Source organism: Pseudomonas sp. Leaf434 (genome assembly GCF_001425545.1).
Taxonomy (GTDB): domain Bacteria; phylum Pseudomonadota; class Gammaproteobacteria; order Pseudomonadales; family Pseudomonadaceae; genus Aquipseudomonas; species Aquipseudomonas siliginis.
Genome location: NZ_LMQZ01000010.1, coordinates 318,275 through 337,141, shown reverse-complemented (window position 1 = coordinate 337,141; position 18,867 = coordinate 318,275). Strand labels below are relative to the sequence as shown.

At 60.4% G+C, this 18,867-nt stretch carries 16 protein-coding genes, 1 rRNA gene and 1 pseudogene; 11 read left to right on the top strand and 7 right to left on the bottom strand.

Going from position 1 to position 18,867, the window contains the following annotated elements; genetic code table 11:
* The first annotated feature begins 178 nt into the window (after positions 1-178).
* The 4 genes from rrf to ASG55_RS22070 all read left to right on the top strand — a co-directional run bounded on the left by rrf (position 179) and on the right by ASG55_RS22070 (position 4,011).
* Positions 179-299: ribosomal RNA gene (rrf, locus tag ASG55_RS22085) — 5S ribosomal RNA — on the top strand.
* A gap of 146 nt (positions 300-445) precedes the next feature.
* Positions 446-1,105: a paraquat-inducible protein A gene (locus ASG55_RS22080; protein WP_056790348.1), complete on the top strand. Its 660-nt coding sequence runs from the start codon at positions 446-448 to the stop codon at positions 1,103-1,105.
* Positions 1,092-1,715: a paraquat-inducible protein A gene (locus ASG55_RS22075; protein WP_056790346.1), complete on the top strand. Its 624-nt coding sequence runs from the start codon at positions 1,092-1,094 to the stop codon at positions 1,713-1,715. Before ASG55_RS22080 ends, ASG55_RS22075 begins: the two co-directional genes overlap by 14 nt.
* Positions 1,708-4,011, top strand: coding sequence for a PqiB family protein (locus ASG55_RS22070; protein WP_016773187.1), 2,304 nt, complete (start codon positions 1,708-1,710; stop codon positions 4,009-4,011). Before ASG55_RS22075 ends, ASG55_RS22070 begins: the two co-directional genes overlap by 8 nt.
* 176 nt (positions 4,012-4,187) lie before the next feature.
* On the opposite strand, the gene mksF is transcribed toward ASG55_RS22070, so the two are convergent.
* Genes mksF through mksB form a run of 3 tightly spaced genes read right to left on the bottom strand, consistent with a single transcriptional unit; the run spans position 4,188 to position 8,996 of the window.
* A complete protein-coding gene (gene mksF / locus ASG55_RS22065; protein ID WP_041480021.1) occupies positions 4,188-7,028 on the bottom strand; it encodes an Mks condensin complex protein MksF in 2,841 nt (946 codons plus the stop codon).
* Entirely contained in the window at positions 7,025-7,726 is a 702-nt protein-coding gene (gene mksE / locus ASG55_RS22060; protein WP_016773189.1) for an Mks condensin complex protein MksE, read from the bottom strand. The genes mksF and mksE overlap by 4 nt, the downstream gene beginning before the upstream one ends.
* The gene (mksB, locus tag ASG55_RS22055; RefSeq protein WP_160768349.1) at positions 7,716-8,996 is read right to left on the bottom strand and encodes an Mks condensin complex protein MksB; all 1,281 of its coding nucleotides are present in this window, start codon (positions 8,994-8,996) and stop codon (positions 7,716-7,718) included. The genes mksE and mksB overlap by 11 nt, the downstream gene beginning before the upstream one ends.
* A gap of 242 nt (positions 8,997-9,238) precedes the next feature.
* On the opposite strand from mksB, the gene ASG55_RS22050 reads away from it, so the two are divergent.
* Positions 9,239-9,985, top strand: coding sequence for a hypothetical protein (locus ASG55_RS22050; protein WP_056790344.1), 747 nt, complete (start codon positions 9,239-9,241; stop codon positions 9,983-9,985).
* The gene (gene rimI, locus ASG55_RS22045) at positions 9,978-10,430 is read left to right on the top strand and encodes a ribosomal protein S18-alanine N-acetyltransferase (protein ID WP_039761243.1); all 453 of its coding nucleotides are present in this window, start codon (positions 9,978-9,980) and stop codon (positions 10,428-10,430) included. Before ASG55_RS22050 ends, rimI begins: the two co-directional genes overlap by 8 nt.
* Positions 10,431-10,549: 119 nt before the next feature.
* On the opposite strand, the gene ASG55_RS22040 is transcribed toward rimI, so the two are convergent.
* Positions 10,550-10,954, bottom strand: coding sequence for a hypothetical protein (locus ASG55_RS22040; RefSeq protein WP_056790341.1), 405 nt, complete (start codon positions 10,952-10,954; stop codon positions 10,550-10,552).
* A 140-nt stretch (positions 10,955-11,094) separates the two neighbouring features.
* Here ASG55_RS22040 and can point away from each other — a divergent pair, with 140 nt between their 5' ends.
* The gene (can, locus tag ASG55_RS22035; RefSeq protein ID WP_039761245.1) at positions 11,095-11,739 is read left to right on the top strand and encodes a carbonate dehydratase; all 645 of its coding nucleotides are present in this window, start codon (positions 11,095-11,097) and stop codon (positions 11,737-11,739) included.
* 9 nt (positions 11,740-11,748) lie between these two features.
* Here the strand turns inward: can and ASG55_RS22030 are convergent, their stop codons facing one another.
* Both ASG55_RS22030 and ASG55_RS22025 read right to left on the bottom strand, forming a co-directional pair.
* Positions 11,749-12,273 (bottom strand): SET domain-containing protein-lysine N-methyltransferase, encoded by a 525-nt coding sequence (locus tag ASG55_RS22030; protein WP_056790338.1) that lies wholly within the window; start codon positions 12,271-12,273, stop codon positions 11,749-11,751.
* A gap of 174 nt (positions 12,274-12,447) precedes the next feature.
* Positions 12,448-13,620 (bottom strand): hypothetical protein, encoded by a 1,173-nt coding sequence (locus ASG55_RS22025; RefSeq protein ID WP_056790336.1) that lies wholly within the window; start codon positions 13,618-13,620, stop codon positions 12,448-12,450.
* Positions 13,621-13,837: 217 nt separating this feature from the next.
* Here ASG55_RS22025 and ASG55_RS26550 point away from each other — a divergent pair, with 217 nt between their 5' ends.
* Positions 13,838-14,128 (top strand): nucleotidyltransferase family protein, encoded by a 291-nt coding sequence (locus ASG55_RS26550; protein ID WP_042609686.1) that lies wholly within the window; start codon positions 13,838-13,840, stop codon positions 14,126-14,128.
* A gap of 60 nt (positions 14,129-14,188) precedes the next feature.
* Here the strand turns inward: ASG55_RS26550 and ASG55_RS22015 are convergent, their stop codons facing one another.
* Positions 14,189-15,607 (bottom strand): short-chain fatty acid transporter, encoded by a 1,419-nt coding sequence (locus ASG55_RS22015; protein ID WP_016773194.1) that lies wholly within the window; start codon positions 15,605-15,607, stop codon positions 14,189-14,191.
* A gap of 342 nt (positions 15,608-15,949) precedes the next feature.
* Between ASG55_RS22015 and ASG55_RS22010 the strand changes: the two genes are divergently transcribed.
* The 3 genes and pseudogenes from ASG55_RS22010 (at position 15,950) to ASG55_RS27755 (ending at position 18,694) form a co-directional block, all read left to right on the top strand.
* A complete protein-coding gene (locus tag ASG55_RS22010) occupies positions 15,950-17,263 on the top strand; it encodes an MFS transporter (RefSeq protein ID WP_056790330.1) in 1,314 nt (437 codons plus the stop codon).
* Positions 17,264-17,377: 114 nt separating this feature from the next.
* Positions 17,378-18,154, top strand: a pseudogene (locus tag ASG55_RS27760) (PAS domain-containing protein); the annotation flags it as partial.
* Entirely contained in the window at positions 18,134-18,694 is a 561-nt protein-coding gene (locus ASG55_RS27755; RefSeq protein WP_241663599.1) for a methyl-accepting chemotaxis protein, read from the top strand. The pseudogene ASG55_RS27760 and the gene ASG55_RS27755, both read left to right, overlap by 21 nt.
* The last annotated feature ends 173 nt before the right edge of the window (positions 18,695-18,867 follow it).

Sequence of the window (18,867 nt, the reverse complement as noted above, 5' to 3'; positions counted from 1 at the left end):
TAATTGCCCGTGAGGCTTGACCATATAACACCCAAGCAATTTGCTGACCTGAAAAGGCACCAGATTGCGGTGTGTGAAGACGAAACGAACCGAAAGTTCGAAATTCACAAACACCTAGCTGTCACATACCCAATTTGCTGAAGCGAGGCCGTCTGGTCCCGAGTCAGTACCCGAATTTCTTGACGACCATAGAGCGTTGGAACCACCTGATCCCATCCCGAACTCAGCAGTGAAACGATGCATCGCCGATGCGATGGTAGTGTGGGGTTTCCCCATGTGAGAGTAGGTCATCGTCAAGATTAAATTCCGAAACCCCAATTGCGAAAGCAGTTGGGGTTTTGTTTTGCCTGCGAGAAAGTTTCAGCGCTATGGCGAACAAAATTGCACAGTTATTTTCGAAGCAGAACACTAGAATAGCCCCATCTTTATCGGAGCCAGAGCCTGTATGTCAGAATCGGTTGACGCCCCCGGGCTGTCAGATTTACCGCTGGAAGACTTGATAGCCTGCCACGAGTGCGACCTGCTGATGCGCAAGCCGACACTTGCCCATGGTGAGAAAGCACTCTGCCCGCGTTGTGGTTATGAGTTGTACGCCCATCGCCATAACGTGGTGCAGCGCAGCCTCGCCCTGGTGATTGCCGCGTTATTACTTTACGTGCCGGCAAACTTTTTACCCATCATGCAACTCAATATCCTCGGGCAATCCTCGCAGGATACGGTCTGGAGTGGCGTAGTCGGCCTGTTCAGCACCGACATGCAAGGTGTGTCGATCGTCGTCTTCCTTTGCAGCATGGCCATACCGTTACTCAAGTTGTTGTGCCAGCTGTTTGTGTTACTGACGATTCGTTTCGATGTCGGCCGAAGCTACGGTTTGCTGCTCTATCGTATTTACCACCACCTTAGGGACTGGGGCATGCTCGAGGTCTACCTCATGGGCGTCCTCGTCGCGATCGTGAAGCTGGCGGATATGGCAGCAATCACCGTCGGCCTCGGACTGGCATGTTTCATTGGCTTGTTATTGGTGCAAGTCTGGCTGGAGGTGGTGATGTCACCGCATCAGATCTGGCAGGCATTATCAGGAGAGGATGCCCATGCGGGCGATTGATGCGGGCATTCTGGTGTGCACCGAATGCCACGAACTGAACAAGCAGGAAGCTGACGTCGATGAGCAGAGCTGTACCCGCTGCGGTGCGCAGGTTCACGCTCGCCGCCCCAACAGCCTGACCCGCACCTGGGCGCTGTTGATCACGGCAGCCATTATCTATGTTCCGGCGAATGTCTTGCCGATCATGACGGTCAGTTCTCTGGGCCAGGGTGAACCGAGCACTATCATGTCTGGGGTGATTGAACTGGTTCAGCACGGCATGATCCCGATCGCCACCGTGGTGTTCATCGCCAGCATTCTGGTGCCCACGTTCAAACTGGTCGGCATCGCATTGTTGCTGTTTTCCGTGCAGCGCCGGCAGCCATTGTCGGCCCGTCAGCGCATCTGGATGTATCGATTCATCGAGTTCATCGGCCGCTGGTCGATGCTCGATATTTTTGTGATCGCCATTCTCGTGGCGGTCGTCAACTTCGGCCGGATAGCCAGTGTCGAAGCCAATCTGGGCGCCGTCGCCTTCGCCTCTGTGGTGATTCTGACGATGCTCGCCGCAGTAACTTTCGATCCCCGACTGATTTGGGATAACACGGAGTCGGACGACGACCATGACTGATTTGCCTGTAGCGAAAACCCGACCGGCTTCGAACTGGTCGGCCATTTGGGTGCTGCCTCTGATCGCGCTGATCATCGGCGGCTGGCTCGGCTGGCGTGCTTATTCCGAGACCGGTATCGAAATTCAGGTGCGCTTCGAAAGCGGCGAAGGCATCCAGGCCAACAAGACTGAAGTGGTCTACAAAGGCATGCCGGTCGGCAAGGTCAAGACGCTCAAGCTCGACGATGAGGGCAACTCGAAAGGGGTGATCGCCACCATCGAGATGAACAAGGATGTTGAGCAGTACCTGAAGACCAGCACGCGGTTCTGGCTGGTCAAACCGAGCGTGACCCTGGCCGGTATCACTGGTCTGGAGACATTGGTCTCGGGTAACTATGTCGCGATCAGTCCCGGTGAAGGCGAGCCCGTGCGCAAGTTCAAGGCACTCGCCGAAGAGCCGCCGCTTTCCGACGCCAAGCCCGGTCTGCACCTGACCATCAAGGCCGATCGCCTCGGCTCGCTGAATCGCGGCAGCCCGGTGTTCTACAAGCAGATCAAGGTCGGTCAGGTCAAAAGCTACGTGCTGTCCGAGGATCAGAGCACCGTTGAACTTAAGGTGTTCATTGAGCCTACCTACGCCAAACTGGTGCGCAAACATACTCGTTTCTGGAACGCCAGCGGCATCAGCATCGACGCTAACCTGTCCGGCGTGAAAGTGCGCAGTGAATCCCTGGCCAGCATCGTCGCCGGTGGTATCGCGTTCGCGACGCCGGAGAATCGCAAGGACAGTCCGGCGACCGACCCGAGCCTGCCATTCCGTCTCTATGAAGACTTCGACGCTGCCGCTGCCGGCATTCGCGTGAAGGTCAAACTCAGCGATTTCGAGGGCCTGCAAGCCGGTCGCACGCCGGTGATGTACAAAGGCATTCAGGTCGGCAACCTGAAAGCGCTCAAAGTCGATCCGGACCTGAACAGTGCAACAGCCGAGCTGACCCTCGATCCGTTGGCCGAAGACTATCTGGTTGAGGGCACGCAGTTCTGGGTGGTCAAACCGTCGATATCCCTTGCCGGTATTACCGGCCTGGAAGCGCTGGTGAAAGGTAACTACATCGCCGTGCGTCCGGGCGACAAAGGCGCTGCGCCGAAACGCGAATTCGAGGCGCGACCGAAAGCACCACCGCTGGATCTGCGTTCGCCGGGCCTGCATCTGGTGTTGTTTACCGATTCGCTGGGTTCGATCGATGTCGGCAGTCCGATTCTGTACAAGCAGGTCAAGGTCGGTTCGGTGCAGAGCTACCAGTTCTCCAGAACCAAGAAGCAGCTGGTCATCGGCGTGCACATCGAGAAGGAATATGAAAACCTGGTCAACGCTTCGACGCGCTTCTGGAATGTCAGCGGCATTACCCTCACGGGTGGCTTGACCGGCGGCATTCAGGTCAAAAGTGAATCTTTGCAAACCCTGATGGCCGGTGGTATTGCCTTCGAAACCCCACAAGCCAATGCGCCGTTGAAGAAACGTATCCCGCGTTTCCGTCTGTTCGCCGATCACGATGAGGCGAACAAGAAAGGTGCCGTCGTTACCATTAAAGTCGATCGCGCCGACGGTTTGAGCAGCGGTACGCCAGTGCGTTTCAAGGGGCTGGACGTAGGCAAGATTGAAAGCGTCGATCTGACCGATGACATGCAGTCGGTGATCCTCACCGCGCGCATCACCGAAGTGCCGGAGAAGATTGCGCGAGTCGGCAGTCAATTCTGGGTGGTCAAGCCGGAGCTGGGCCTGATCAAGACGCAGAATCTGGAAACGCTGGTCACCGGTAAATACATCGAAGTCCAGCCAGCGGCGAAGAATCTCGGCCCGCAGAAGAACTTCGTTGCCTTGGCCGAGGCGCCGGAAGTCACTAAACAGGAAGCCGGTTTGAGTCTGGTGTTGAGCGCTGCACGTCGCGGCTCGCTGAAGCCCGGCGTACCTGTGACCTATCGTGAAATCACCGTCGGCAAGGTGACCGGTTATGAGTTGGGGCAGACCGCTGACCGTGTATTGGTGCACATCCTGATCGAGCCGAAGTACGCGCCATTGGTGCGCAGCGGCAGCCGTTTCTGGAATACCAGCGGCGTGGGCTTCGATTATGGGTTGTTCAAGGGCGTGACGGTGCGCACCGAGTCGCTGGAGACACTGATTCAGGGCGGGATTGCCTTCGCCACCCCGGATGGCGAGCGCATGGGCAATCCGGCGCGGGCCGAGCAGACGTTCCCGTTGTTCGACAAGTTCGAGGATGAATGGCTGACCTGGGCGCCGAAGATTCAGCTTGGTAAATAGCAGCGTCTGTTGAGACGCCTTCGCGAGCAGGCTCGCTCCCACAGGGGAACGCATTCCAATTGTGGGAGCGAGCCTGCTCGCGAAGGGGCCAGCCAAATCAACACAAAATCCAGGCGATAAAAAAGGGCCGCGATCTCATCAGATCGCGGCCCTTTTTTTGCTTCAGCTACCGCCGATCAAACCGCATCCAGCTCCGGCTCATCGGCCTGCACATTCAGCGTGGCCTTGACCACATCATGCCGGCGAATGTACTTCCAGTCCGCCTCATCGATGTAGATCCCGGCCGGGCCGCTGCCGCCTTCCAGGTCGATTGCGACACTGGCGCAGACCTGCGGCTTCACACTCGCCAGAATCGGCACGAAGCCTAGTTGCAGACTGGTTTCCAGCAGCGCCGCCTGGTTCTTCTCGTCGATGTCCGCCGCCTCGTCAAGGTAGTACGGCAAACGCACGCGGCCGGCCAGATCGCGATCCATCAAGTGCAGCAACAAGTACATGTTGGTCAGCGCCTTGATGGTCATGGTCGTACCGTTGGAGGCCGCGCCGTCGATGTCGGTGTGGATCACCGGTTGGCCGTTGACCTTGGTGATCTCGAAGGCCAGTTCGAACAAGTCCTTGAGGCCGAGCTGGTTGTGGTTCGCTGCCACCAGCCGCGCCAGATATTCCTTGGCCTCTTCGTTCTTGTTGTCCTGCTCGGCGCTCTGGCTGAGATCGAACACCGACAGGGTTTCGCCTTCCTCATATTGCCCGGCGCTGTGGATGATCTGGTCGATGTGCTTGAGTGCTTCCTTGTTTGGCGCGAGGACGATGCGGAAGCTCTGCAGGTTGGAGACCTGGCGCTTGTTGATCTCGCGGTTGAACAGCGCCAGTTGATGCTCGAGGCTGTCGTAGTCGCTGCGGATGTTGCGCAGGGTGCGGGCGATATCGGTGACCGCCGCGCGCCGCGCCTTGCCCAAGGTCAGCGCTTCATCGGTGCGGTGTGCGTAAGCGTTGATCAGCAGCGACAGACGCCGCTCCATGTCGTCTTCGCTGTCGAACTTGGCCACGCCTTTGAGACGGACCTGCGCATACAGCGCCTCGATCTGCCCATCGGCACGCAGCAGACCCTGCCAGCTGTCCTGATAGTCGTTGAGCAGCGGCAGCAGGTTGTCCATCGAATCGTCGACAGGATCCATGAACGGCGTGCCGAACGGCAGATCCGCTGGCAGCAACTGACGACGACGCAGCGCATCGTCGAGCGTGCGTTGCTTGGCTTCCATGTCGGCGATCTGACGGCCGACCAGTTGCAGCTTGGCCGACAGTTGCTGGACGCGCTCGGTGAACGCATCGCTGGAGCGCTTGAGCTCATCCTGCGCGGCTTCCATCTGCGCCAGTTGCTCGAGCTTGTCGCTTTCTTCGGCGCTCAGCGTCTGGGTGCGACGGAAATCTTCCAGCGCCTTCTGCGCGTCCAGCACCTGCTGGTACAGCGCTTCGGTCTGGGTCTTGCTCGCGGCGCGGTCGGCGGCCACGGCCTGCTGGGTTTTCAGTTGCTTGAGCTCTTTTTCCAGACGCTCTTTCTGATCACGCAACGCGGCGCGGTCAGCCAGAGCCTGCAAGGCAGGCGGCTCAATGTGCGAGATGTCGATCGACAGGCCCGGCACTTCGAAGCGCTCGCCCTTGAAGCCATCAAGAATCAGCTCCACGGATTTGACCCACTCGCCATTCTCGTCGAGGGTGATGCCATGTTCGCCCAGCGGCAGGCTGAACAGCGCGCTGTTGAACAGGCGCATCAGGCGCTCGACGTCCTGTTGCGAGAACTCTTCGCGCAGGCGGGCGTAGCTGTTGTTGTCGGCGTGATCGAGTTGTTGCTTCACTGACTTCAGGCGTTTTTCCAGATCGCGGAGACGCTCTTCGAGATCTTCGGCACTGAACTGACGCGACTGCGCCAAGGCACCGGCCAGTTCGTCGTGTGCATCCTTGGCCGCGAGCAATTGTTGCTCGAGCACTTTGACGTCATCTACCAGGGCGAAGCGGTTCTTCAGCACCGACAACTCGCCGAGCCAGCGCTGTATACCGGAAATTTCCCGCTCCAGACGCATCAGTTCCTGAGTACCACCGCGTTGATCGTTTTGCAGATCGTCCTGCTCGCGACGGTAGTGCTCGGCCTGGATGGTCAGCTCTTCCTTGCGCGCCGTGGCGTAGTCCGACCAGGTGCCGAGCAAGGAGTCGAGCAGCGGCGACAGGCGATGCAGCTTGCCGCGCAGCACATCGCGCTGTTTCACGCCGTTGGCCAGCGCTTCAACCAACGGGCCGGCGGCGACCAGCGAGTTGTAGTCCTGCTCCATGCGCCGCACATCGCGGAAGGCTTCTTCGCACGCGGCGATGTAATCGACGCTGCCCGAACGCAGGCTGTGCTCGAAAGCATCGAGGAACAGTTGCTTGAGCTTGGCCGCGGTGATTTCGCGCATGTGCAGCAGGTTGATGAACAGCGCGCGGAACGTTTTCAGGCTCTGCTCGCTGGTGGAGCGCAGCGGGATCAGGGTCAGGTCGAGCGGGATTGACGTGTGGCCGCCAACCAGCAAGCGGCGCAGTTCGTCCGGCTTGAGTTCGTAGGCTTTCAGGCCTTCTTTTTCGAGATTGCTGAACAGTTCTTTCTGGCGCAGGCAGGTGTCGTTTTTCTGGTAATGCGCCAGGTCGAGCTTGCCGGCGTAGGCGAAGAACTGGTGCCCGAAACCGCCGCCCGGGCCGCGCCCGACCACGCCGATCACGTGGGGGCCGTGGGGCAGGTTGACTTCAACGAGGATGTAACTGGTGTCGGAGGCGAAGTAGAAGCGCCGCGATTGTTCGAGGCTGTACTTGCCGAAGCTCATGTCCGACATGCGCGCCAGAATCGGGAACTGCAAAGCGTTGATCGACGCCGACTTGCCGAGGTTGTTCGCGCCGTAAACCGACAGCGGTTCTTCCAGCGGAAACAGACCGAGGCTGTAACCGGCGGTGTTCAAAAGGGCAAAGCGGCGGATGCCGTAGCGTTCCTGGCTCATGCATCGGACTCCTGTTCTTCGGCAATGGCGCGGGCCAGTGCGTCTTCTTCGCTTTCTTCTTCAAATTCGGAAAGATCGAGCGGATCGTCGGTTTCGAGGAATTTTGCTTCAGCTTCTTCGTCGATCAGCACCGGCGCCGGCAGCGGCAGAACGCTGTGGACGCTGGCTGCCAGGTCGCGGTCCTGCTGCACCGACAGGCACACGTCGAGGAAACGGTGCATCGGCGGCAGGAAGCGGTAGACACCGTTTTCTTCGCCGGCAAAACCAAGCTGGGTCATGCGGCGCATGATTTTTTCTTCGAGTTCTTCGACGGTCTGCACTTCGGCCTGAATGAACAGGTCGCGGTACTTGTCCAGCAGCGACGGCAATTCTTCGCGGCCGAGACTGCCGCCATCGAGCACGGCAATCGGATCGCGGCCCTGATCGGCCAGGTGCTCGACGAGGATGAAGGTGAACAGCGCCAGACGCTGGGCGGTCTTGTTCACCGCTGCGGCGGCCATGTCCGGCACGAAATAGTAGAAGCCACGGGTGTCGCAGACCAGTTCAAAGCCCAGCGCCTTGAACAGCGTGCGGTACTGGTCCTGGAAATTCGACAGTTGTGCATACAGCTCAGGATCGCGGCGGCTGACGTGGTAACCCTTGAACAACTCGCGGAAGATCGGCGCCAGTTGCGACAGTTCGGAAAGATCAAGATGCATTTGGGATGCTCGCAGAATCCTCGGCGGCGGTATCGCTGGCCGAGAGCAGGGCGAAGGAGCGCAGGCTGACCTGGTGCTCGTGAGTATGGTATTCGCGGCGTTCCAGACGCTCGCGCTTGAAACGTTTTTCCCGCGACAGGCGCGAGAACCAGTAAAGCAATTCGTCGGTGGCGCCGTCCGGTTCCTGCTCCAGCAGCCAGGTCATCAGGTCCGGCATCGGCAGGGACTCTTCGCAACGATCGACCATCTCGCGCACGGTGCGCGGCGCTCGTGGAGCGTCGCCAGCCTTCTGGGTTTTGTGCGCCTTGGGGAAGCGCGCCGGTTTCGGCTCGAAACGCGCCAGCGCGTAGACGTAGGCTTCGACCTGACTGGCGCTGCCGAGGAAGGTGCTTTGCGGACGGGTGAACAGTGGCATCGCCGCTTGCGGCACGGCGTCGATGCCCTTACGCCGGATCGCCGCCAGCGCCAGTGCGGCGCCACGGGTCACGGCGTTGTGCCGACGCGCTTCTTCACGCAACGGCAGCAGCAGTTCGCGGGCATGACGCAGGGTCAGTTGCGCGCTGGTCTGCATTTCGAGGATGCGCGCGTGGGTGCGCAGGAGCATGTCGTCATCGACCAGATGGCCGAGGCGCTGCTGTTCGCTGAGCATCTTCAGCAGCACGGTTTCGACCTTGCGCACGCCTTGTTCGAAGGCGCCGTCGGCGTTGACCAGATCAATCATCGGCTCGACGTATTCGTCCCACGTCGCCAGGACTTCGGCGTAACGCTGACGCAGCGGAATCTGCCGGTCGCTGGTCTTCGCCCGTTCGGCGACTGCCACCAGGGCCTGTTCATCGTTGTCGAGTTTCTTCAGTACGTCGCGCACGCGCATGTCGAGCAAGCGCAGCTGGCGCGCCAGATCGTTGCCGTCACGGACGTCGAAAGCGTCCTGGATATAACCGGCCAGACGCTCAAGGTGACGCAGGTAGGCTTCGATTTCCAGGCACAGACCGAGGCGGTGTTCGCGGCGCAGGTAGGCGAGGAAGTCGTGGATCTGCGCGTTGAGCTCGAAACGGTTCGGGCTTTTCGCCACCGGAACCAGAATATCGAGGCGAATCCACACGTCGAGCAGGCTGGTGATGTCCTGTGGCGTGCTGTCGAGTTGTTGGGCGGCCAGTTGCGTGCGCAGTTCGTTGAGGCTCAGGGTGCCTTGGTCGAAGTGCTCGCACAGTGGCTCCAGAAGTGCCCAGTGTTCAGCGAGGGCGCGCAAGACGCGCTTGGGTTCGATCATCGGAATGGCCGGCTGGTTGGCGATTAAAAGCGGCGATTGTACTGCATCACAGGCGCGGCGATTCACTCTCGGGACGGGCTGTCGCATTCTTTGGCCAAAGGGCAGCGGCGCAGCGCAGCGCGGGGTATCGATCAACAGCGAGCGATCTTGTGCGAAGGGCGGTAGAATCAGCGCACTTTCCGTTATCCACAAGTGGCCGACCTTTGCTTATCGAGTCCCGCCGCCGCGCCTATTTGAACGCCATGCAGGTGGTCAACTGGCTGCCGCGCACCGAACTGCCTTTCGCCGCACCGTCGCGGCCCGAGCTGCTGGAGATGCCCGAGCCCGAGCTCGAGGTACCGGTTGCTCCGGCGCCTCAGGCCGAAGCACCGGCGCAGCCTGCCGCGCGTCAGGCCGAGCGACCGAAAATCGAGGTGCCGCGTCCGTCGCTGGCCAGTACCCGCAACGGCGCCAAACCGGTGGAAGAGATCGACGAGACGCCGGTGGTGGTCAAGCCTGCGCCAGTGCCGCCGCCGCGTTTTGCCCTGCAACTGCTGCGCGCCGGGCGCTGCCTGCTGCTGGTCGAGTTACCCACAGGCGAAGCGTTTCAAAGTCGCGATCCGGCCTACCTGCTGCTCAAGGACATGCTGCGCGCCGCCGGTCTGCCGGATGCGCCGCAAATCGTCGGCGAACCGGTGCGCTGGCCGTGGCTCAATCGCGGCACGCTGGATCAGGGGCCGGAAGCGGCGCGCGACTTTGTGCAGGGTTTCCTCTCGGTGCAGATGGAAGCGGCGCCCTGCGCCTGTTTGTGGCTGATCGGCCTGCCGGCGCTGAAGTTTGCCGGGGAAGCGGACGCCGAAGCGTTCAATAGTGAATTGCAGATCGAAGGTCTGGGCCTGGCCTGGGCGATTCCCGGTCTGGAACTGTTAATGGAAGAGCCACAGCGCAAGGCCGCTGTGTGGCAAGCCATGCGTCGGCTGATGGCGCGCTGGAAACAATCCGATGAGTGAGGCTGTAACCTTTCGCCCGATGACCGAGGCGGACCTGGACGCTGTGTTGAAGATCGAATACGCCGCGTACAGCCATCCGTGGACCCGGGGGATTTTTCTCGATGGCCTGGGCAAATACCAGATCTGGCTGATGTTCGAAGGCCAGCAACAGGTTGGCCATGGCGTGGTGCAGATCATTCTTGATGAGGCGCACCTGCTCAATATCACCGTCAAGCCGGAAAATCAGGGGCGCGGGTTGGGCCTGACGTTGCTTGAGCATCTGATGTCGCGAGCGTACGCGGCTGAAGCGCGGGAGTGCTTTCTCGAAGTGCGCGACAGCAACACGGCTGCGTTCAAGTTGTATGAGCGGTATGGCTTCAACGAGATCGGCCGGCGTCGCGATTATTACCCGGCGGTGGGTGGGCGTGAGGATGCGGTGGTGATGGCCTGTACCTTGGTGGATTAGGCCTGTAGGAGCTGCCGAAGGCTGCGATCTTTTGATCCTGTTTTTGTAAGATCCAAAGCAAAATCAAAAGATCGCAGCCTTCGGCAGCTCCTACAGGGGGCGAATTTCAAGTCAGCGGGTCAGCGCTTGCCATCCAGCGGATCCAGATCCGCCAGTTCCGCTTCATCCAGCCCGTCACCGCCGCCGATGTCGGTTTCACTGACCTCGCTCAAATCCCAATCCGCCGGATTGCCCTCGCCGAGTTCATCGGCATCGCGCGCGCCATCCTCGCGAATCAACGTTTCCGGGCTCAGGTCGTCGTCGGTCGGCTGATGATCATCCACCGAAGCCCCGGTCATGCCAGCCTCACGCACTCGCTCAGCCGGCATCAATTGTTCACGTTCACGCTCGGGCAGTTCATCTCCGATTTTTGCGCTGGGCTCTTCGTCGTCGAAATCCAGCTCGTGCACCGAGCCCATGCGGTCTTCGTTATCGTCGATGGGTTCCGGTTGCACCGCATCATAAGGGCGTCGTGAATCAGTCATGGCAATTCCTCATACTGTGGGCCTTACTGAGTGGACTCACCGGGCGCGCGAGAATTCCAACGAAAACACTTTGCGCTGGCGGCGTGACTTCGACGGGTGGTCGTCTATCAAACCTGCGCATCTTTCTTGAGGCCTTATCCATGCACGATCTACAAGACCTGATTGATAACAACGAGCGTTGGGCTGACGCGATCACCAAGGAAGACCCGGACTTCTTCGCCAAACTGGCGCGCCAGCAGACCCCGGAATATCTATGGATCGGCTGCTCCGACGCGCGCGTACCGGCCAACGAAATCGTCGGCATGTTGCCGGGCGATCTGTTCGTACACCGCAACGTCGCCAACGTCGTGCTGCACACCGACCTCAACTGCCTCTCGGTGATCCAGTACGCGGTGGATGTGCTCAAGGTCAAACACATCCTCGTCACCGGCCACTACGGCTGCGGCGGCGTGCGCGCGTCGATGCAGGATCGCCAGTTCGGCCTGATCGACGGCTGGCTGCGCTCGATCCGCGACCTGTACTACGAGAAACGCGAAGAACTGGCCAAGCTGGCGACCGAAGAAGAGCAGGTCGATCGCATGTGCGAACTCAACGTGATCCAGCAAGTGGCCAACGTCGCGCATACCAGCATCATCCAGAACGCCTGGCATCGCGGGCAGCCGCTGTCGATCCACGGCTGCATCTACGGCATCAAGGATGGCCGCTGGAAAAGTCTCAATACCACCATCAGTGGTTTCGAACAGTTGCCGCCGCAATACCGTTTGCGTCCGGTCGGCGCGCCGTAACCGCAGCTTTCAGCTTCTGCCTGGATGCCGCCAGCGCTGTAAAAAGCGCTGGCCTTCAGGCGTGGGTGGTTCGTCGTAACCGGTGATCCAGCCACGGCAGCGCGACGAACCGCAATCGCAGGCGAACTGGCGTAGCAGTTTGTCTTCGGTCGATGCGTAATCGATGCTCAGATGTTCGCCGCTGTGGATATCTTTCAAGGCCCACAGCCACAATTCGCTCATGTCGAGAAATACATTCGGGTCGCAGGCGTGCTCGAGCACACCGCAAAAGCGCGGATCGTAAACGTGGATGCCGGTTTGCAACTGACGGGTCTGTCGACAGCGATAGGGCAGCAATTGCCCGGAAACCCGGCACATTCGGCTAATGCGCAGAAACTCGCGGCGCGCGACCACCGCCGTGGCCATGCCACGTTCGTCGTGGATAATCTGAAAGTCCTGGCAGGATGGAAAGCCCAGTCGCACCGGAAGTCCGGCGAACGGATAGATGCCTTCTGTATCGCGTGGAAGGTGCCGGCCCATGGCTTGATTGTTCATAACGATCCTTGTTGTTGAGTGTTGCCTCCGAGTTGTGCCCATGCCCCGCCAGGCGAGGCATGATTGGATCCAAGCGTCGCGCAATTGAAGGTAGCGGTCTACTGTCAAACCTGACAGGCGCGATCACCGCTGGCCCGCGTCAGCATTGGCTGACACGGGGGACTCCAGTAGCGATTACAGAGTTGGTGCGGGCACGGCGGCCGCAGGCAGTGGCGCTTTCAGCTGTTGCAGCTGTGTCTTGATGCGTGGCGTGGCGCACTTGGCAGCCGCTTGTTCAGCGCTGAGGTTGCGGATCGAGGTATAGAACAACTCGCAGGTTTTGACCTTTTGCGTCACCTGCCATGTTTGCGTGCAACTGTTCAGCGTGGCCTGCGCATCGCTGCCCGGTTTGCTGCCCATTGCCGCCTGCCAGCAGGCAGCACTCAAATCCTGGCCCATGACTTTCAAGCCCGCCGCGTCAGCCTTCGCCTGGGCATCGTCGCCGGTATAGCTTTTCGGATCGGCGGCGTACCAGATATAGCTCGGATGATTCGAGCCGAGCACCGGCACATTCACTCCTTCGGCCGGACTGATGCTCGCCAGCCCCAGCACCCCCAAGGTCGGCCCGTATTGTTCCTTGATCCAGTTGCGCACCGGCGCCCCGAACGCAACCATCGGCAGCGTCGTGCCGCTGGCGGTCTGGCTGAACTGCTTGACCAGCGTGGTCTGGTAATCCTTGAAGTAGTCGTAGACGTCCTCCAGATCCCCGCCGGCATTGGACGGCGCGGCGATCGGCGCGATGTCGATGATGGTCTGATAAGCAGGCGTCTGCCCGGCAGGGATGCCGTTATCGGTCAGCAACGTCGCCCAGCGATCGGTGGTGTTCGAGCGCAGATAGTCCTGCGCCTGGGTCAGCGAGTAGTCAGGCGGGAAGTGCAGCAACTCGACGCTCTTGCGATTTTCCAGGGCCATGCCCAGCGGCAGGAACAGATACCAGCTGTAGGCCCACTTGCCATCGGCATTGAGCTTGCTGGCGCCGGCATAAGCCAGGTCGCCGGCGTCGAGCAACGCCGACAGCGGCTTGTCATAGCCGTCCGGCACTCCGGTGATCTCGGCGTAGAGCTGATCGTTGTCATTTTTCACCAGCACCTTGGCATCGGCGTAACCGTCGCGTTGGACGCTCTGGCTCAGGTAGTGAGCAACGGTCTGCTCCAGCGTCCAGTTGCGAAAGCAGATCACGCTGCAATTGTTGGGGTAGGCGAAGAGGCGGGTGACGCGCTCGGTGCTGCCCAGTTTTACGTCGACATCGGCGTGGACGGCGGCGCTTAGCGTCAGTGCAACGAGGGTAAGTCCTGCGAGTTTGAACATGCTCAGATCCTTTTCAGCGTGGGTTCCCCTCGATTTGGGGGCGCTTCATAGTGGATCAGTGGTGTTTGACAGAAAAGCGGTTGAGTGTGGATTCTTGCCTGAATGCGGTATTACCCAAGCAGCGCACATATTGTTACGGCTGTGCCAACAAGCACGCTGCCTGGTGCGCGTCCGCACTGCTAGACTGCAGCGACATCGAATTTTCCAAGGGTGAGTCATGAAGCCTTCTACTGCTCTCGACATGCAAAGGTCCGCCGTCCGCGAAGTGATCGGGCGCTTTCGTGTGGCCAACCCGCGTGTATTTGGTTCAGCATTGCTGGGGACGGATCTGGACGGTAGCGATCTCGATCTGCTGGTTGACCCACTGCCCGGCACGACGCTCTTTGATCTGGGCGGACTTCAGGTTGAGCTTGAAGACCTGCTGGGTGTTGCGGTCGAGGTGCTGACCCCCGGCGACCTGCCAGTGAAATTTCGTCAGCAGGTGCTTGATCAGGCGCGACCCGTCTAAAGCAGCGATCAAACCAAGTTTTGAGAGCACCTGCCCTTGAGCAGGTGCGTTTTTATCGACTTACGGCATCACCGGCGGCGTATACGCCAATGTCGTCCCCAGCGCCCACAACAACAGCAGCACCAGCGGCGTGTGCACCAGCAGTTGCACGAACGAGAAGCCTATCAAGTCCCGCGCCTTCAACCCGAGCACGCCCAGCAGCGGCAGCATATAGAACGGATTGATCAGGTTCGGCAGTGCTTCGGCGGCGTTGTAGATCTGCACTGCCCAGCCGAGGTGGTATTGCAGGTCATTGGCCACTTGCATCACGTAGGGCGCTTCGATGATCCATTTACCGCCGCCGGACGGGATGAAAAAGCCGAGAATCGCCGAATACACGCCCATCAGCAGCGCATAGGTGTCGTGGGAGGCGATGCTGACAAAGAAAGTCGAGATGTGATGCGCGAGGGTTTGCGCGTCGGCGCCTTTGACCGTGGTCATCAGCGCGGCGATCGAGCCGTACAGCGGAAACTGGATCAACACGCCAGTGGTGGTCGGCACCGCACGGGCCACGGCATCGAGGAAGCTGCGCGGGCGCCAGTGCAGCAGCGCGCCGAGCATGATGAACAGGAAGTTATAGGTGTTCAGGCCGGAAATCGCGGTAATCGCTGGTTTGGTCGAGAACTCGTGAAACAGCCATCCTGCTGCGAGCAGCACCAATACGATGATCAGCAACGGGCTGTGTTCCAGCCATTCGCCGGGGCGAGTGCGCGGTTGCAGCGGCGGCAGGTTGAACGCCGGATCGATGCCGCAGGCCTTGGCGTCGCGTGCCGAATTCGGCCCGGGCGCGGTGGCGTAGGCGATGATGATCGAGATCACGATCAGCGCCAGCAGCATGACTCCGGATTGCCAGAGAAAAATGGTTTCGGTGAACGGGATTACGCCAGTGATCGACAGGATCGACGGCGGCAGGCTGCCCGGGTTGGCCTGCAACTGTGCGGCCGACGATGACAAGCCCAGCGCCCACACCGCGCCGAGGCCCAGGTAAGCAGCGGCACCGGCGGCGCGGTAATCCATCTTCAGATCGGTGCGGCGGGCGAGGGCGCGTACCAGCAGCCCGCCAAATACCAGCGACAGACCCCAATTGAGCAGGGAAGCGACCATCGAAATCAACGCTACCCAGGCCACGGCGGAGCGGCCGTTTTTCGGGATGCGTGCCAGTTTGTCGATCAGTTTGACTGCGGGCGGAGAGCTGGCGACGACGTAGCCGCCGATCACCACGAAGGCCATCTGCATGGTGAACGGGATCAGGCTCCAGAAGCCGTCGCCGAAGGCCATCGCTGCAGCGGTGGGTTTGGCGCCCATGGCCAGAGTGGCCAGCGCAACGATGATCACGGCCAACGCGGCGAATACCCAGGAATCGGGAAACCAGCGTTCGGCAAAACTGGAACAGCGCAGGGCAAAGCGCGCGGAGCGGCTATCTTCGATATCAACGGCCACAGGAAGTACCTCGGATTTTTTATGGTTATTTTGATCCGTGGGAGCAGTCGCCCGGCTCGACAGCCACAGAGAACCCTGTGGGAGCGAGCCTGCTCGCGAAGACGTCGGCACATTCAGCATCAGGTTGTCTGAACTGACGCTTTCGCGAGCAGGCTCGCTCCCACATGGGCGGCTGGTCGGTGTTGGCGTGGTCCCTTGGACAGGCGCTAACAGTAAATCAAGCGCCGCCCTTTTGTTGAGCAGGTTTTCGCAAACCGAGACTATGGTCTGACGGGTTGTCGATCCGTGCTTTTGCGTAGACCATGGGCGCCTTGGTTTTTGCCGATGCCTGAGTTCTTTGTCATGACTGCCAATTCTCCAGCCCGACCGGCGCCGTTCAGCCGTGCCGACTACAAGACCCTCGGCCTTGCGGCGCTTGGCGGGGCGCTGGAAATCTACGATTTCATCATCTTCGTATTCTTCGCGCTGACCCTTAGTCAGTTGTTCTTCCCCCCGGAAATGCCCGAGTGGCTGCGTTTGCTGCAAAGCTTCGGCATCTTCGTCACCGGTTATCTGGCGCGGCCGTTGGGCGGGATTCTGATGGCGCATTTCGCCGACCGTCTGGGCCGCAAAAAGGTGTTCAGCCTGAGCATCCTGATGATGGCCCTGCCGTGCCTGCTGATCGGGATCATGCCGACCTACGCACAGATCGGCTATTTCGCACCCTTGCTGTTGCTGGCGCTGCGCATCCTGCAAGGCGCTGCGGTGGGCGGCGAAGTGCCAAGTGCCTGGGTGTTCGTCGCCGAGCATGCGCCGACCGGCCATCGTGGCTACGCCCTCGGATTCTTGCAGGCCGGCCTGACGTTCGGTTACTTGATCGGCGCACTCACTGCGACCTTCCTGGCACAGGTTTTCACGCCTGCCGAAATTCTCGATTACGCCTGGCGCTATCCGTTTCTGCTCGGCGGCGTGTTCGGCGTGGTGGGCGTTTATCTGCGCCGCTGGCTCAGCGAAACCCCGGTGTTCATGGCCATGGAAGCGCAGCGCGAGGCGCGGGTCGAGCTGCCGCTGCGCACGGTGCTGCGTGAACATCGTCTGGCCATGCTGCCGGCCATGTTGCTCACCTGTGTGCTGACCTCGGCGGTGGTGGTGTTCGTGGTCATCACCCCGACGATGATGCAGAAAACCTTCGGCATGACCGCCAGCCACACCTTCGGCCTCAGTGCCTTGGGCATCGTTTTTCTGAATATCGGCTGCGTGATCGCCGGACTGCTGGTCGACCGCATCGGCGCCTGGCGCACGGTCATGCTCTACAGCTTGTTACTGCCGCTGGGCATTGGCGTGTTGTATGGCTGTCTGATCATGGGCGGGCATTGGATCGGCATGGCCTATGCGGTCGCCGGCCTGGCTTGTGGGGTAGTAGGTGCGGTGCCTTCGGTGATGGTCGGGTTGTTCCCGGCGCGGATTCGCGTGTCGGGCATTTCCTTCACCTACAACATTGCCTACGCCGCCTGGGCAAGTATCACACCGCTGTTGCTGATTGGTCTGATGCCGTGGAGTCCATGGATCTGCGTGATCTTTTGTGCCGTGATGGGCGCTGTGGGGATTGTGACGGCGGCGTATTTCGGTGCGCGCATGCCACGTACCGGACCGTGTCAGGCGGCCGGCGCTGCCTGATCCGCAAGCGCCGGATTATTTTCGACTGACGGGTCTGGAGCTGGCTTCAGAAAAGCTGCGCAAGGCCGATGGCAAGGTTGTATCCGCTAACTACCCTGCCATCGGTGCTTTCCCATGTTCAATAAACGCTTGAAGCAAGAGCTGGCCGCTCTGCGCGAAGAACTCTCCAGCCTTGTACAAGTGAAGGAAAGCCTGGAAAGCGAAATGCTCGCGCTGACCCTTGAGCCCGACGGGCGGATTCGTTCGGTCAACCAGAATTTTCTCGATGAAATGTTCTACAAGAGCCAGGACCTGATCGGCCGGGCAATCGAAGACATCGTGCCGGCCCACGTCAAAACCGACGAATTCCATCAGCGCTTCAAGAACTCGATGAGCCGTGGCGAGCATTTTGCCGGCGCCGTGCGCCTGTTGCGCGGCAATGGCGACGAGGCGTGGCTGCGTTCCATCGTGCAACCGGTACGCTCGTCCGATGGCCGGATCAGACACATTTCCTTCTACGCCAGCGACCTGACCCGCACCATCGAGGCCTCCCGCGAGCATGAGAACCTGATCGGTGCGCTGGTGCGTTCCACCGCCGTGATTGAATTCGACCTCAACGGCAATGTGCTCAGCGCCAATGATCGCTTCCTCAACGGCATGGGTTACAGCCTGGCGCAGATCAAGGGTAAACATCACCGCACGTTTTGCGCCCCGGAAGAGTACAACAGCGCCGAGTACCAGAACTTCTGGCGGCGCTTGAACAGTGGCGAATTCGTCGCAGGCCGCTTCAAGCGTATCGACAGCCATGGTCGTACGGTGTGGCTGGAAGCGTCCTACAACCCGGTGGTCGATGCCAACGACAGACTGTACAAAGTGGTGAAGTTCGCCACGGTGATCACCGATCAGGTCAACCGCGAGCAGGCGGTTGCCGACGCAGCGAGCATCGCTTACAGCACCTCGCAACAAACCGACAGCACCGCGCAACGGGGCACCACGGTCGTCACCGAAGCGGTGAACGTGATGCGTGATTTGTCGCGGCACATGCAAGCCGCTGGCGAAGGTATCGAGGCGCTCAACGAGCAGTCGCTGGTGATCGGCACGATCGTCAAAACCATCAGCGGCATTGCCGAACAGACCAACCTGCTGGCGCTCAACGCCGCGATCGAAGCCGCCCGGGCCGGCGAGCAGGGCCGTGGTTTTGCCGTGGTCGCGGACGAGGTCCGGCAACTGGCCTCGCGCACCAGCCAGGCGACGGACGAAATCGTCGGCGTGGTACGGCAGAACCAGGAAATGGCCCGCAATGCCGTGGCGCTGATGACCGACGGCAAGCTTCAGGCCGAACAGGGCCTGGCGCTGGCGGCGGAGGCGGGCACGGTGATCGTCGAGATTCAGGACGGTGCGCAGAAAGTGGTGGATGCGGTGGGGCAGTTTGCCAATCAGCTCTCTCACTGACACCGCACTGATCGTTCCCACGCTCTGCGTGGGAATGCCGCCCGGGACGCTCCGCGTTCCTTCGCTGGCGTGACGCAGAGCGTCACAGGATGCATTCCCGCGCAGAGCGTGGGAACGACCACCGAGGGGCAGCGCCGCATCTGCTCGCTCCCACAGGTTCTGTGTTTCGCCAG

What these genes read in the sequence shown, in the direction of transcription:
- ASG55_RS22080 (WP_056790348.1), top strand. Translation starts at nt 446, where the DNA reads ATGTCAGAATCGGTTGACGCCCCCGGGCTGTCAGATTTACCGCTGGAA.
- ASG55_RS22075 (WP_056790346.1), top strand. Translation starts at nt 1,092, where the DNA reads ATGCGGGCGATTGATGCGGGCATTCTGGTGTGCACCGAATGCCACGAA.
- ASG55_RS22070 (WP_016773187.1), top strand. Translation starts at nt 1,708, where the DNA reads ATGACTGATTTGCCTGTAGCGAAAACCCGACCGGCTTCGAACTGGTCG.
- mksF (WP_041480021.1), bottom strand. Translation starts at nt 7,028, where the DNA reads ATGAGCCAGGAACGCTACGGCATCCGCCGCTTTGCCCTTTTGAACACC.
- mksE (WP_016773189.1), bottom strand. Translation starts at nt 7,726, where the DNA reads ATGCATCTTGATCTTTCCGAACTGTCGCAACTGGCGCCGATCTTCCGC.
- mksB (WP_160768349.1), bottom strand. Translation starts at nt 8,996, where the DNA reads ATGATCGAACCCAAGCGCGTCTTGCGCGCCCTCGCTGAACACTGGGCA.
- ASG55_RS22050 (WP_056790344.1), top strand. Translation starts at nt 9,239, where the DNA reads ATGCAGGTGGTCAACTGGCTGCCGCGCACCGAACTGCCTTTCGCCGCA.
- rimI (WP_039761243.1), top strand. Translation starts at nt 9,978, where the DNA reads ATGAGTGAGGCTGTAACCTTTCGCCCGATGACCGAGGCGGACCTGGAC.
- ASG55_RS22040 (WP_056790341.1), bottom strand. Translation starts at nt 10,954, where the DNA reads ATGACTGATTCACGACGCCCTTATGATGCGGTGCAACCGGAACCCATC.
- can (WP_039761245.1), top strand. Translation starts at nt 11,095, where the DNA reads ATGCACGATCTACAAGACCTGATTGATAACAACGAGCGTTGGGCTGAC.
- ASG55_RS22030 (WP_056790338.1), bottom strand. Translation starts at nt 12,273, where the DNA reads ATGAACAATCAAGCCATGGGCCGGCACCTTCCACGCGATACAGAAGGC.
- ASG55_RS22025 (WP_056790336.1), bottom strand. Translation starts at nt 13,620, where the DNA reads ATGTTCAAACTCGCAGGACTTACCCTCGTTGCACTGACGCTAAGCGCC.
- ASG55_RS26550 (WP_042609686.1), top strand. Translation starts at nt 13,838, where the DNA reads ATGAAGCCTTCTACTGCTCTCGACATGCAAAGGTCCGCCGTCCGCGAA.
- ASG55_RS22010 (WP_056790330.1), top strand. Translation starts at nt 15,950, where the DNA reads ATGACTGCCAATTCTCCAGCCCGACCGGCGCCGTTCAGCCGTGCCGAC.